Source organism: Parafrankia sp. Ea1.12 (assembly GCF_900465275.1).
GTDB classification, from domain to species: Bacteria; Actinomycetota; Actinomycetes; order Frankiales; family Frankiaceae; genus Parafrankia; species Parafrankia soli.
The window spans coordinates 1-13200 of the sequence record NZ_UBIZ01000454.1; the positions used below are offsets into that span (position 1 = coordinate 1).

At 70.0% G+C, this 13200-nt stretch carries 15 protein-coding genes and 1 pseudogene; 6 read left to right on the top strand and 10 right to left on the bottom strand.

The window, feature by feature from the left end:
- Positions 1–117: 117 nt before the first annotated feature.
- The 3 genes from FMEAI12_RS40205 to FMEAI12_RS26610 are packed head-to-tail and all read right to left on the bottom strand — an operon-like array spanning position 118 to position 1513.
- Positions 118–282: a CD225/dispanin family protein gene (locus FMEAI12_RS40205; protein WP_112108241.1), complete on the bottom strand. Its 165-nt coding sequence runs from the start codon at positions 280–282 to the stop codon at positions 118–120.
- Positions 279–899, bottom strand: coding sequence for a J domain-containing protein (locus tag FMEAI12_RS40210; protein ID WP_112108242.1), 621 nt, complete (start codon positions 897–899; stop codon positions 279–281). Before FMEAI12_RS40210 ends, FMEAI12_RS40205 begins: the two co-directional genes overlap by 4 nt.
- Before the next feature lie 14 nt (positions 900–913).
- Complete coding sequence (locus tag FMEAI12_RS26610) at positions 914–1513, bottom strand: hypothetical protein (protein ID WP_112108243.1); 600 nt, start codon at positions 1511–1513, stop codon at positions 914–916.
- A gap of 217 nt (positions 1514–1730) precedes the next feature.
- Between FMEAI12_RS26610 and FMEAI12_RS26615 the strand changes: the two genes are divergently transcribed.
- Positions 1731–2036, top strand: a complete 306-nt coding sequence (locus FMEAI12_RS26615) for a hypothetical protein (RefSeq protein ID WP_112108244.1) — start codon at positions 1731–1733, stop codon at positions 2034–2036.
- A 486-nt stretch (positions 2037–2522) separates the two neighbouring features.
- On the opposite strand, the gene FMEAI12_RS26625 is transcribed toward FMEAI12_RS26615, so the two are convergent.
- Positions 2523–2939 carry a nuclear transport factor 2 family protein gene (locus FMEAI12_RS26625; RefSeq protein WP_160144330.1) on the bottom strand — a complete coding sequence of 139 codons (417 nt, stop codon included), beginning with the start codon at positions 2937–2939 and terminating at the stop codon, positions 2523–2525.
- An 88-nt stretch (positions 2940–3027) separates the two neighbouring features.
- On the opposite strand from FMEAI12_RS26625, the gene FMEAI12_RS40215 reads away from it, so the two are divergent.
- Both FMEAI12_RS40215 and FMEAI12_RS26635 read left to right on the top strand, forming a co-directional pair.
- Positions 3028–3420, top strand: a complete 393-nt coding sequence (locus tag FMEAI12_RS40215; protein ID WP_112108246.1) for a sensor histidine kinase — start codon at positions 3028–3030, stop codon at positions 3418–3420.
- A 189-nt stretch (positions 3421–3609) separates the two neighbouring features.
- A complete protein-coding gene (locus FMEAI12_RS26635) occupies positions 3610–4578 on the top strand; it encodes a DUF5996 family protein (protein ID WP_112108247.1) in 969 nt (322 codons plus the stop codon).
- A 119-nt stretch (positions 4579–4697) separates the two neighbouring features.
- Here FMEAI12_RS26635 and FMEAI12_RS26640 read toward each other — a convergent pair whose 3' ends face one another.
- From FMEAI12_RS26640 to FMEAI12_RS26655, 4 genes are all read right to left on the bottom strand, one after another.
- Positions 4698–5681, bottom strand: coding sequence for an arsenic resistance protein (locus FMEAI12_RS26640; protein WP_112108253.1), 984 nt, complete (start codon positions 5679–5681; stop codon positions 4698–4700).
- A gap of 89 nt (positions 5682–5770) precedes the next feature.
- Entirely contained in the window at positions 5771–6082 is a 312-nt protein-coding gene (locus FMEAI12_RS26645) for a hypothetical protein (RefSeq protein WP_200835426.1), read from the bottom strand.
- The gene (locus tag FMEAI12_RS26650; RefSeq protein ID WP_112108248.1) at positions 6079–6876 is read right to left on the bottom strand and encodes a MerR family transcriptional regulator; all 798 of its coding nucleotides are present in this window, start codon (positions 6874–6876) and stop codon (positions 6079–6081) included. The genes FMEAI12_RS26645 and FMEAI12_RS26650 overlap by 4 nt, the downstream gene beginning before the upstream one ends.
- Positions 6877–6993: 117 nt before the next feature.
- Complete coding sequence (locus FMEAI12_RS26655) at positions 6994–7770, bottom strand: peptidoglycan-binding protein (protein ID WP_112108249.1); 777 nt, start codon at positions 7768–7770, stop codon at positions 6994–6996.
- Positions 7771–8028: 258 nt separating this feature from the next.
- On the opposite strand from FMEAI12_RS26655, the gene FMEAI12_RS26660 reads away from it, so the two are divergent.
- The 3 genes from FMEAI12_RS26660 to FMEAI12_RS26670 all read left to right on the top strand — a co-directional run bounded on the left by FMEAI12_RS26660 (position 8029) and on the right by FMEAI12_RS26670 (position 12232).
- Positions 8029–8856, top strand: a complete 828-nt coding sequence (locus FMEAI12_RS26660) for a TIGR03620 family F420-dependent LLM class oxidoreductase (RefSeq protein ID WP_112108250.1) — start codon at positions 8029–8031, stop codon at positions 8854–8856.
- 210 nt (positions 8857–9066) lie between these two features.
- Entirely contained in the window at positions 9067–10632 is a 1566-nt protein-coding gene (locus FMEAI12_RS26665; protein WP_071062114.1) for a class I adenylate-forming enzyme family protein, read from the top strand.
- Positions 10633–10888: 256 nt separating this feature from the next.
- Positions 10889–12232: a glycosyltransferase gene (locus FMEAI12_RS26670; protein WP_112108251.1), complete on the top strand. Its 1344-nt coding sequence runs from the start codon at positions 10889–10891 to the stop codon at positions 12230–12232.
- 13 nt (positions 12233–12245) lie between these two features.
- On the opposite strand, the gene FMEAI12_RS40220 is transcribed toward FMEAI12_RS26670, so the two are convergent.
- Both FMEAI12_RS40220 and FMEAI12_RS40225 read right to left on the bottom strand, forming a co-directional pair.
- Positions 12246–12416 carry a transposase gene (locus FMEAI12_RS40220; RefSeq protein WP_368672034.1) on the bottom strand — a complete coding sequence of 57 codons (171 nt, stop codon included), beginning with the start codon at positions 12414–12416 and terminating at the stop codon, positions 12246–12248.
- Positions 12417–12525: 109 nt separating this feature from the next.
- Positions 12526–12924: pseudogene (locus tag FMEAI12_RS40225) on the bottom strand (transposase); the annotation flags it as partial.
- Positions 12925–13200 lie beyond the last annotated feature (276 nt).

Sequence of the window (13200 nt, forward strand, 5' to 3'; positions counted from 1 at the left end):
GCTGCCTGACTACCCGGGAGGAATAGCCACAACCAAACAGCCACCCCGTCACGCCAGGCCCGACCACCCGGCGCGGTCAGCCACGCCCGCAGCCGACCCAGCCCACACCGGAAATCCTCACCTCAGAGAGGAACGGGCGGCCTGCCGGGCGCCAGCGAGATCCCCCTGAATACGTCGCGGCTCGACCGTCGCCGACCTGTTGATCGCAACGATGCCGCACGGCGGGAAGATCAGCGTGACGATGATCGCCAGCCAGAGAAACGAGTGCACCGGTGGAATCATCGTGGGGCCTGGCCATCCATAACCCCACCACACGCGGTGGGGAGCCCCGTAGCCCGCTTGCGGATAGCCATGGACCGGATAGCCAGGGCCATAGCCGCTGTGGGGACGAAACCCAGGCGTCCAGCCGCCAGGGCCCGTCCCAGCGGTTGTTCGCCACAGCTGCCATGGGTCCTGTCGCTCATGCCCTTGCCGTTCATCCCACAGGCTCGGTTCCTGCTCCGGTCCGGTACCGCGCGCCTGCGCGGCGGTCTCCTCAAAGTCTTCGGCCGGGCGGACGGGACGTCCCAGAGCCCGCCGGCAGGGTGGCCGCCACGCGTCCGGTCCGCGTCGCCGGTGTCGGCCCGCCTGTCCTCGGCCGCAGTGTGCCCTCGTTCGGATGTTCCGTGCCGCCCGGTCCGCGACGCGGCGAGATGGCGGTCGTAGTCCGTCCGCAGATCACGTAACACCTCGTACGCCACGTTGATCAGAGCCATCTCCGCCACGTCGGTCCCGCCGGTCCGGTCCGGGTGACGGGCCCGTGCGAGGGCCCGGTAAGCCTCCTTGATCTCCGCGTCCGATACCGACGCTGAGATATTCAGCATCTCGTAGGCGTTCTGGCCGTGCAGCGCCCGGAGCATGCGGGCCAGCCGGGTCAACGCCCGATCCTGCGGACCACGTCGGCGCGGTAGCAGGCGAGGGACCAGTGAGCCGTCGCGAGGCTGTGCCCCGGCGGGATGTGCATGCGGCCCGCCGCAACCGTCACGGTCCGTGGGCCAGCGAGGATGAACGTGACAGCGTCCATGGTCGTGGCGGTGCCCTCGTAGTGCCAGTCGGCGCGCAGGATCTGCTCTCCGCGGACGAAGGGCTCCTGTAGAAGCTGCTGGACGAGGGGCGGTAGGTTGCCCAGCACCTCACGCTCGCGGCTACTCAGGCTCGTGCTCGGCGGAGCCCCGTACGGCAGATGCCCGTCGGCCGTCGACGTCGACGATGCCGCCGGCGGTGGGGTGCCGGAAGCGCGGGCGCCGGGACGATGATCGATGTTCTTCCTGCGGACCGTCGCCGGATCGATGACGTAGGTGCTGACGGAGTAGCTGCGCGTGCCGTTCGGACGGGTCGTGGGTTCGGCGACGCAGAGGCCCAGGCTTCCGAAAGCGACCGCCTTGACCCGCCCGTCCGTCTGGGTGATCGCCCACCATGCCTGGATTCGGCCGGCACGTTCCTCCACACGGGAGCGGATCTCGGAGTCGAGCATCCGCCAACAGGCGTCACGCAACGGGAGTGAGGCGAAATCGAACCCGTGCGCGGCGAAGACCGGCGGAACCGGAGGGTCTGCTCCACGGATATCCGCGGCCGCGGACCGGAAAGGCTCCACAGCGGACGGCGTCGACGCATGCGGCCGAGGACCACGTCGGTCGGGATCATCGATCAGGGGAAGGCGGTCGGGGGGCATACGCGATATCACCTCGCCTTTGACCAGACAGGACCGTGCACTGCTAACGCGCCGGCGGCTCCTTGCGGGGTGGCGGCTGCCGGTCGAGGCCGATCCGAACCTGCAGGCCAAGATGCTGTTCCAGCAGATGTTTGAGTTCTGGATCCTCGATGAGCCGCAGCCGCTCCTGTTCACGGGCATCCGCCCTGGCCTGCCGTTGCGCGGAGCGCTGTGCACGTTCCATTACCTGCTCTGCGCGGCGAGCCCAAGCCTCGATCTGCCACCGTTCCCGGACGAGGTCCTGACGCTGCCGTTCCTGCGCGCGCAGGAACTCCGACCACAGTGATCGCCGACGAGCCACGATACATAGCGCATCAGAACGTGCGCCGACTGACAAGAGTCGATCGCACATGGACCAACTCCGAGACGGTCCGACCCCCATCGAACGCATGGGGTAGCAGTCGGCCCGGATGGATGGCTACGAGGTCATCACCGGCCCTGAACTGCACATCTCGGCCGACCCGGCGCACCGGTGGGATACTGCCTCGGCTGACAAGACGAGGCAGGTTCGCCGCTCCGCCGCTGTGGCGGCCGGTAAGGAGCGGCGGTATGCCCTGCGGGAGGTGCCTGAGCACACGGCCAACGGTGTTGTCGCCGAGACGTTCATGACCGCGTGGCGGCGCTTCTCCGAGGTGCCCGACCCTCGTTGCCCTGGCTGCTGGGTGTCGCTCGCAGGGTGGTGGCGAACCAGCGCCGCGGCAAGACGCGTCTTGCGCGGCCGCGGCTGACCATACGGGACGAGACGGAGCCGGCCGGGGGCAATCCGGTACGCCTAGGCCGGCGGGGTGTAACCGTGGATCTCGTGCTCGGCGATGCGCCACACACCGTCCGGCTCGCGCCGCTGGAGCTGGCGGTGGTCGAACACGGACCGCGCGGTGAACGGCCCGTCGCCCTCAAGCGTGAACGCCGCCGCCGTGTACTCGACCGCTGTGCGATCGGCATCGAGCGACCAGGCCCGCAGGTTCGTGATCAGGTGTCGGCCACGCAACGGCGACATACCGCGCTCCATCACGGACCGGACTGCGTCCCTCCCGTGGGCCTGGAACACCGTCGCGTCCTCGGTGTACAGCGCCAGCGCGGCGTCCACGTCGCGGGCGTCGAACCGGCTGAACAGCTCGGCCACGAGCGCCTCGGCTGTTAGCCGCCGCGCGACTTCCGCACTGTCGGGAACCACTCCTGGATCGCGCATACGCAGTGTCTGCCCATCGTCGGCGGCGAGCATTCGGCTAAGCCTACTCCCACGGGCCCGGGCCAGAACCGCGCCCGGGACGGTCCGGGTGACGGGAACGGAGTCCCTGAACGGCCAGCGGCCGCCCCGTCAGACCGAGGCTGCCGCGTACTTCGCCTGTCTGGAGGCGATGCAGAACGCAGCCAAACATGCGCCGGGTGCCGCCGTGTGCGTCGACATCGGGCTGGCCGACGGGGTCCTCAGCTTCACGGTCAGTGATGATGGTCCCGGCTTCGATCCGGCCGCCCCGGAAGGCGGTGGCACGGGCCTGCTCGGGATGGCGGACCGGGTGGGCGCGGCGGGGGGGCGCCCTGAGCATCCGCTCGGCGCCTGGAAACGGCACCACGGTTTCCGGGAGGCTACCCGCGTCCCCCTTACCTCCCTGGTCCGCCGGATAAGGCGGCACCGCTCGCCCGCTGTCTCAGCGCATTCACCCCTATAGGGATACGCGATGCGACGCACTTCCCGCACGCGGTGTCCTGCCTGATCTCGACGGCGACAACGTCGCCGGTGGACGCCGGCGAACAGGCCACGGCCGACCGAAACCGGCCGCACCTGGCCGCCGGGATGCGCGCCGAGCGGTAGGTGCCCATGCTGGTGCGGTCCGAGGGTTCGCCGTCGAAGGAGCGCCATGATCGAACTGCTGGCCCCGATGCCGCTGTCGTCATGGGCAGGCACCAAAGAGACGCTGCACCGGTACGTGCAGGTCGTAGGAAAGATCCGGTTGAGCGCCAGCCCACGTCGGAACCACTGGTGGAACGTCCCGTTCCACCTCACCGGCCGCGGTATCACGTCCCGTCCGATGGGCCTCGTCGACGGTAACCCGATTTTCACGATCGACTTCGACTTCGTCGGACACGACCTCGTCGTACACAGGCTGGACGGCGAGACGGTGTCGTTCCCGCTCGCGGGGCGATCGGTCGCATCCTTCTACCATCAGACGCTCGAGGCGCTCGGAGCGCTCGGCATCACGGTGCACATCGACCATCCGCATCCCTTCGACCTTCCCGACTCCGCCCGGCCGTTCCAGGACGACACGGAACACGCCGCGTACGACCCGGCACAGGTGACGCGCTACTGGCAGTTGCTCAGTCAGGTCAACCTGATCCTGGAGGAGTTCGCCGGCGGCTTCTCCGGCAAGGTCAGCCCGGTGCACCATTTCTGGCATACGTTCGACCTGTCCCATACCCGCTTCAGTGACCGCCGGATCGACCAGCCTACCGACGTCGACCCGGTGACGCGCGAAGCGTACTCACGTGAGGTCATCAGTTTCGGATTCTGGTTCGGCGACGCCTCCATGCCCGAACCGGCCTTCTATTCCTACACCGCCCCCGAACCCGCCGGAATCACCGACGGGCGGCTACGACCAGATGCCGCTCTCTGGACGCCACGCGGCAGCAGCCACCTCGCGGTACTACCCCTGGGCGCCATTCAGGACAGCCCCGACCGCCGGGGCACAGTCCTCGACTTCTACGAGAGTGCCTACCGCGCCGGAGCAACCCGAGCCGGATGGGATATCGACCGGCTTACCTGCCCGCACGGCATCACCGACCCCCAGCTGGCTCCCTCCATGGCGTCCACCGGCAGCGCCACGCGGTAACACCCGGGGCACCGTCCGGGCCGGCGCACGATTATCGGCACGCCGTTTCGGGGGCGCACAGTGACCAGCAGTTGGGGCGTGACCAATGTGCCAGGGACAGGCGTGAATACCACCGAAGATCAGGCGGGGTGGGGTGCGGGGAGTAGTCGTGGCACGAGGCGGACGTAGGCGACCATGCCGAGGACTTCGACGAGGGTCTGGGTGACCACGACGACCGGTACGACGGCGAACTGGTCGGGCAGAGCGAGGGCGAGCGGGAGGACGACGAGGGAGTTACGGGTGGCACCGGTGAACAGCACCGCCCGTCCCGAGGGGACGTCGAGGCGGAACAGACGGGCCAGCGCCTTCCCGGTGAACGCCATGACGGCGAGGAATGCCAGGTAGAACGGGACGACGGCGGCGACGTCGCCGAGCCTGCCGTCGAGTTTCGGGATCTGGGAGGCGACGACGGCGATGAGCACGGCGGCCATCAGCGGGACCATCGCCGCGCTGGCCGTCTCCGACACGTGCTGCCCGGCTGGTCTGCGGGCTGCCCAGCCCTGGGTGACCCAGGCCAGGGCCAGCGGAACGACGATCAGGGTGAGGAACGCTTGGAGGAAGGGCCCGGCGTCGACGATGTCGGCCAGGTCCGAGCCGAGGAAGGCGAACAGCAGGACAGGGAGGACCAGCATCTGCGCGAGCAGGAGCAGCGGGGTCGCGGCGAGCAGACGCCGGCTGCTGCCTCCGGCAAGGCCGGTGAACACGATGACCCAGTCGATGCAGGGGCAGAGCAGAACCAGCAGCACCCCGAGGCGGACGGCCTGATCGTCCGGCAGGAACGGAAACATCGCGGCGACCACAAGCGGCACGACTGCGAAGTTCACGACCAGCGCGGCGGCGAGGAACCGGCCGTCGCGCAGGGAGCGGGCCAGTTCGGCGGCGGGGACCTGGAGGAACGTCACGTAGAGAAGCGCCCCGAGCAGCGGGTTGATCGCGTGTTCCAGACCCGGTCCGAGGCCGGGTGCCGTAAGGCCGAGCACGGCACCGGCGGTCATGGCAGTGAGATAGACCGCGACCTGATGGTGTTCCATCCGGGCGACCAGGCCGACCGGTTTCTGCGTCAGCGTCAGACTCCTTGATCGCTGGCCGAGTATGTTCCTGTCATCGTCGCAGGTCACCGGCGCCCCGCCGTCTCCCGTCGGGGTCGTGCGGTTCAGCGCCGGGTAGGTGTCGCCGGGTTCTGGTGATTGCGGGGGGTGGGCAGGCCCAGGTCGACCGGTCCGGTGACTGCCTGACAGGCGGTGCGGCGGCGACGGCGGACCACGACGGCGCCGAGCAGCGCCGCGACCGCCGCCACGGCCAGCGCGGGAACCCAGACGGCGGCGACGGTCGCCACGGCGCCGACGGCGCCGAGCACGGCGAGCAACGGCCCGATGCAGCACACCGCGCAGGCGGCGAACGCCGCCGCGGTGGCCCCGATCGTCGACCAACGGCGCGGACGGGTCGCAGAAGCGGAGGGGTTCATGCGGACACTCCGAACAGGTCGGTCAGCAGGGCGGTGGCGGTCTCGGGGGCATGGACGGTCAGCACCAGACCGGTGGCGGTGAGCTGGAGAGTGAAGGCGAAGAAGGCGCAGCAGTCCTGCTCGGCCGCGGCGAGTGCGGCGACCCGCGCGGCGAGGTCGGGGCCGGGTGGAAACGTCAGCCGCAGGCCGTCAACGATCTCCTCCCGGCTGTCTGCCTCCTGGAGCAGCCGGCGCCATCGGGCGGCCCGTTCGGCCTGTTCGCCGCCGCTCAAAGTGCAGGCCACCGGTATCGACTGCGATGCCGGATCGTCGGTGGCGATCTCAGGTCGCCCCGGGGTGAGCGTGAGCGGCACCGGACCGGACTTCGCCGGGGTGCTGGATTGCGCCGGGGTGGTGGTCAGGCAGCCGCAGTCCGGGCCGCAGCCACCCGCCGGTGCCGGCTCGGCGAGCTCGGTGTGGAACGCTGCCAGACGCGCCGAGAACGCGGCCAGTTCGGCGGCCCGCCGGTCGGCGTCAGCGATACGGGCGGCGACGAGCGGCAGCATCCGTTCCCGGACCGCCGCGCACACCCCCCGCTCCCAGACCGTCAGGAGATCACCGATCTCCTCCAGTGCCAGGCCGAGGAGCTTCGCGGACGAGATGAACGCCAGCCGCTGCACCGCCTCCTCGCCGTAGACGCGGTAACCCGACGGAGCGCGCTCGGCGGGCAGCAGGCCCGCGGTCTCGTAGAACCGCAACGTGCTCGCCGGAACGCCGCAGCGGTCCGCCAGCTGCGAGATGCGATAGGTGGCCATGAGCCGGACGGTAAACCTTCGACCCGACTCGAAGGTCAAGCCGAGGGCCGGGGTGCCGGTGCCGAGGACGAGCCCGCAGAAGGCCCGCCCGTCCCCCTCCGGCTGAGTCGTGTGCCGTCACCAGGTCCGGGCGAGCACGTTGGTCAGGTAGCCGGTCATGCGGTCGAGCTTCGGCTTGTCCTCGGGGTTCGTCGCCGTGAGCTTGCCCTGCGCCCACTCGGCAGCCCAGGTGGGAACGTTGTGGGCGACGATCACATACGTCCAGTTGTGGCCCCACCGGTCGGAGTCGTACCGCTCACGCATCGCCCTGGCGGTCGAATCAAGGGCCCAGTACGGATCGAGCGCCCGGTCCTTCGTCACGTCCGGCAGTGTGGTGTTCCACTGGCAGAGCCCGAAATCGGAGTTGGTCCAGTAGCCGACGGCCCCGGGATCCCAGTTGCTCTCAAGCGCCGTCACGCCCCGCAGCAGTCCCCGCGGAACGGTGTACTTGGTTGCGTACCGGTCGGCGATCGGCATGAACAGCGCGTACGAGGTCTCCTTGTGGACCAGGCCCGGCGGGTTCCGCTCGGTGGCGGCGAGGTACATGTCCTGGTTGATGACCGGCTGTCGGTGTTGCTGGAAGGCGATCACCGCAGCCCTCGTCCGCTCGGTGAACCGGCCGTCAGTCGGGATCGGCGTGCCCGGGCCGTTGTGCCAGTTCAGCGCCCGCTGGATCGCTTTCACCGCGGCCCGCACGGCCGCGATGTCGTCCTGGCTGCTGCCCTCGGGAGCTCGCTCGCCGGCACCGATCCCGTAGTAGGGGCCGAAACCGGTTCCAGCGGCGTCGACGGTGCCCCCGTAACCGTCCTTCGGCCAGCTGCCCCTGCCCACGCGCACCCGGTCCGGTGTGGTCAAGGTGCCTCCTCCTCGCCGCCGCCGCCGATCGCCATCGCCATCGCCATCGCCATCGCCATCGCCGAGCGTAAGGCGCCCGGTCTCCGTACGGGACGAAACCGACGGAAGCGATCGCCGATCTGATCCGCGAGCCGCACGCAGCGCGCGGAAGCACTCGACGCGCAGGTCATCGCACGCCGCCGGCCCCGCCGCGGTGCCGCCGTCCGGGCGAGGCGACCGTGCGGAACACGGAAGGCCTGCCGTGCGATTGTGCCAGTCATGGTGACTCTTGGACCGATCGGTATCGCGGCTTCCGGGCTCGCGGCGGACCATCCCGACGCCCAGATCGATCTCGCGCGGAAAGCGGAGGCCGCGGGCTACTCGACCGTCTGGCTGGCCGGTGGCCAGGGAAACAACCTGCCTGCCATCGACCGGGTCGTGCGTGCGACGGAGCACATCCAGGTGGCCAGCGGCATCCTTTCGGTGGACGTCGTACCGGCCCGCGAGGTGGCGCAAAGCTACACGGACCTCGAGAAGGCCGCACCGGGCAGGTTCGTCGTCGGCCTCGGCGGCGCGCATGGCCCCAAGCCCCTGCGAACGCTCAACTCCTACCTGGACGACCTCGACACCGAAGCCCCTGTCGTGCCCGCGGCCTCGCGCGTGCTCGCCGCACTCGGCCCGGCGGTCCTCGCCCTCGCCCGGGACCGCGCGGCCGGCGCCTACCCGTACCTGGTGACCCCTGAATATGTCGAGGAGGCGCGGGCGACGCTCGGCCCGGGCTCGGCACTGGCTGTGCTGCTGACGGTCGTGCCCGAGAGCGATCCGGCCACCGCACGGGCCGCGGCCGCTGAAGGGCTGCGGTTCCTGCGCACGGTGCCGGGTTACCACCGCAACTTCCTCCGCATGGGATTCACGGACTCCGAGATCGCCGACCTCGACGCCAGATTCGTCGACGCGGTGACCGCCTGGGGGAATCTCGACACGATCGTCACCCGCATCCGTGAGTACCACACCGCCGGCGCCGACCAGGTCGTCCTGCGTCTCAGCGGCGAAGCCGAGTTCTTCGACCGCTGGCTCCACCGGTTCGCCGAGGCGTTGCTGCCCTGACCGACGGGCGGGCCGGCGAGTGGCTCGCCCGTTCTGGGAGCATGGGTGGTGGCGGGCCCGTGCGAGGGTCAGGCGACGGCCGTCAGGCGGTGCGGCCCCGCCATCGCGTAGGCCCCCGCCATGTGCGTAGGCCCCGTCGTCGCGTCGGGGCCGGCGTCGCGTCGGGGCCGCGCCTGGCGCCGCCACCGGCTGAAGGACGGAGCGAGGGCGATGACGTCGACCGGCGACGAGATCCGACCGACCATCCCTGACCTGTTGGGGCGCTGCGCTCGGGAGTTCGGCTCCGCCGACTACATCGTCTCCCTCACCGACCGGCTGACCTACGCCGAGGCGGAGGAACAGTCCGCCCGGGTGGCCCGGTGGCTGTTGCACGAGGGCGTCGGTAAGGGCACCCGGGTGGGCCTGTTCTTCCCCAGCGGCGTCGAGTGGGCCGTCTGGTGGCTGGCCGTGAGCCGGATCGGGGCCGTGGCCGTTCCGCTCAGCACCCTGTACCCGCCGGCGGAGATCGCCAAGGTCGTGCGGCTGGCCGATGTGCAACTCCTGGTGGCACCGACGACCGTGCTGCGGATCGACGTCGCGCAGCGGTTCGAGACGGCGTTCCCCGAGCTGGCCGGGCAGCCGGCCGGCCAGCTCGAGCTGGCGGGCGCGCCGTACCTGCGGCGGATCGTGCTGACCGGGCGGACGGACCGGGGCTGGGCCACCCGATGGGATCCGCGGGACCCGCCGCTGGTGCGGGCCGAGCTGCTCGCCGCGGTGCAGGCCGAGGTCACCCCGGCCGACCTGGCGATCATGGTTCACACCTCCGGTTCCACCGCCGACCCGAAGGGCGTGCTGCACACCCACGGCACGCTGGTGCGCCAGACCTCCACCTGGCCGGCGGCGATCCGCGGGCTCACCGGCGTCGACCACGGGCCACGCATCCTGTGCGCCATGCCGTTCTTCTGGATCGGCGGGATCCTGGCCGCGACCGGAGCTCTGCACGCACCCGTCGCGGTCCTGGTGCTGGCGCGGCTGGAAGCCGGGCCGGCCCTCGACCTCGCCGAACGGGAACGGGCGAACGGCGTCGTCGGATGGCCCGCGTTCACCCAGCAGCTGCGGCTGCACCCGTCCTTCCCCAGCCGGGACCTGCGCAGCGCCCCCGCGCTGCGGGAGGGGCCGGTGGACCTCGCGATGGCGGGCGTCCCGGACGGCCATCCGATCCACCGCAGCCTGACCGAGTCCGGCGGCAGCTTCGCGTTCACCGAGACCGCGATCGTCGACGCCGCCGGCGAGCGCGTCCCGGACGGGACCGTCGGTGAGCTGCTCATCCGTGGCATCGGCTCGATGGCCGGCTACAACAAGCGCGAGCGCGCGGAGGTCTTCGACGCGGACGGCTGGTACCACACCAGCGACCGCGTCTACCGCAGGACGGGCGACCCGCGGCTGTTCTACGTCGGCCGGGACAGCGAGCTCGTCAAGGTCGCCGGTTCGAACGTGGCACCGCGCGAGGTCGAGGCCGTCATCGAGGAGTTCCCCGAGGTCGCGCACTGTGTCGTGACCGGTGTCGAGCATCCGACCCGCGGCGAGGAGGTGTGCGCGGTCATCGTTCCGGCCGGCACGACCGGCACGGACGTCGACGTGGACGGTCTGACCTCACGCACCCGCACGCTCCTGTCGAGCTACAAGGTTCCGACCCGGTGGATCGTCGCCGCGGACGACGAGGTGCCGGCCCTGCCGAGCGGCAAGCCGGACCGCCGGGGCCTGCGCACACTGATCGAGGACGGCCGACTGAAGTAGGCGCGCGCTGCGGGGCCGGCTGAGCTCGTCCGCCCCGAGATCGGGTCTGTGGTCAGGTGTGAGCACGGGCGCGTCGGCGTGGCGGCATGTGGGTTGAGGCCTCCGGTGGGCGCACGGAGTTGATCAGTCACCGTACGCTGTCATGCCACCGACAAAGTCCGAGCATCGCTCGAACAGAATGCTTGACTGGCGCCCGATGTGGCAGCTCGCACGCAGACTGTCGCACAGACATCGACCTGTCTGAGGAGAATCCGTCGTGGCCCGATTCCTGTTCGCCACAGTCCCGGCCGTCGGCCACACCGTGCCCGCGCTGCCCATCGCCCGCGCCCTGATCGAACGCGGCCACACCGTGCGCTGGTACACCGGCGTCGCTTTCGCGGAAAAGATCACCGCCGTTGGTGCGAAATTCCACCCGATCACAGATCCCGACTTCGACTACAGCCTCGTCGGGTTGGAGGAGCACTATCCGCGGCGTCGGGAGCTGTCCGGGCTGAAAAAGCTGCAGTTCGACCTGGTTCAGGGGTTCTCCAAGCCCGTGCCGAACCAGGTGCGGGACCTGATGGCACTGTTGCAGGAGGAGCCGGCTGACGCCGTCGTCACCGACACCGCATTCATCGGCGGGGTACTCCTGCAGGAACTGGGCGGACCGCCGGTGGCCGGTTTCGGCATCAGCGTCCTGCCTTTCCCCAGCAGGGATCTCGCGCCCTTCGGCATGGGTCTGGCGCCGGCCACCGGCCCACTGGGCCGGCTGCGCAACAAGGCGCTGGCCGGCTTCACCCGCCAGGTGGTGTATCGGCCGGTCACCGCCGAAATCAACCGGACCCGGCGGATGCTCGGCCTTCCCGCGACGGCCGGGACGATTTTCTCCTACCCGCTGGCCACTCAGCTCTATCTGCAGTTCAGTCCGCCCAGCTTCGAGTACGACGTCTCGGACCTGCCCGGCCAGGTCGCCTTCGTCGGGCCGCCGCGCCCGCCGGTCGACCCCGGGTGGGAGCCGCCGTCCTGGTGGCACGAGCTGTCCGGACGGCGGGTCGTGCTCGTCAACCAGGGGACCGTCGCCACCGACGCCGATCAGCTGATCCGACCGGCGCTGGCCGGGCTCGCGGACGAGGACGTCCTCGTCGTCGCGGTCACCGGGGGCAGCGACCCGGCAGAGCTCGGGCCGCTGCCGGCCAACGCGCGGGTGGAGCGGTTCATCCCGTTCGACCAGCTACTACCGCGGGTCGAGGTGTTCGTCACCAACGGCGGCTACGGCGGCGTGCAGCTCGCGCTCTCGCACGGTGTCCCGATCGTCGGCGCGGGCAGGACCGAGGACAAGATCGAGGTCAACGCCCGGGTGGCCGCGTCCGGCGTCGGGGTGAACCTGCGCACTCAGACCCCGGAGCCGGACGTGATCCGTGGAGCTGTCGCGAAGGTTCTCGCCGACTCCCGGTACGCCACCGCCGCGCGTCGGATGCAGGCCGAGATCGCGCAGGCAGGACGCGAGACCCGGGCAGCCGAGTTGCTCGAGCAGCTCGCCGACGGATCGACGCCGGGCCGGTCCGAGCTTGTGTCAGGGACGACGGGCGATCGACTCCACCCAGACCACGCCGCGTTTTAGAGGGTCTTCGAAGTTATGCGGTGCGGAGGTGTCCGCGGGCTCGGCGGGTGGTGACGCAGCGTGCTCGGAGGCGCTGGTTGGTCGGGTTGCGGAAGCCATAGGCGGCGCGGCCGACGAACTTGATCACGCGGTTGATCCCTTCGCTTTTGGCGTTGCTGATGCCGGTGTTCAGGAAGGCTTCGATCTCGGGCCACCAGCAGCGCCTGGCCGATCGGGCCCTGGTCCATCAGCGGGTTCCACATCCGCTCGAACTCAGCGTCGGTCAGATCCTCCCGGTTGCGCAGCAGCTTGCGCCGGGCCTTCCACTCCGTGGTCCGGCCACGCCGGCCGCGGACGCTTCGGGTGAGACGGCGGCGCACCAGATTGAGCGTCTTGTTGGCGAGCTGAACGACATGGAAGTGATCAACTACGACGGTGGCGTGCGGCAGGCCGGTGCGCACGGCGGCCCGGTAGGACGGTGACATGTCGATGGCCACGAACCGGATGGCCTGGCGCCAGGCGAGCGGGGTGCCGGCCAGCCAGGCCAGCACATCACCGGTGGCCCGTCCTTCGATCTGGCCGAGCAGCCCACCGTGACCTGCGGCGTCGATAAATCCGGTGTGCCAGCGATCCGCTGCCGGAGACCACTTTCCTGTCTCCGGGTCCTTCTCCCAGCGGGCCCTGCCCCGCCGGGTCTCGTCGATGCCCAGCACCCGATATCGGCAAGCGGCGCCTGAGTCACCGCCTCGGCGGCGCTGCGGAACGCGGCCATCACCTGTAGGGTCTCAGCGCGCGTGACATGTCGATCTTGTTTGACCGGCGGGTTCGTTGGTTGTCTCACGGAATATCACTTGGCTTGAGTCTCAGTACCTGTCCTGAATCTTGATGGCTATTAACTCTCCGTGGCCTTCCTGGGGGTCCAGCGTGGGACAGGGGTACCGCGGGCGAGCCGGTGGGCCATCGTGCGGATCATGGCCCAGTAGACGAAG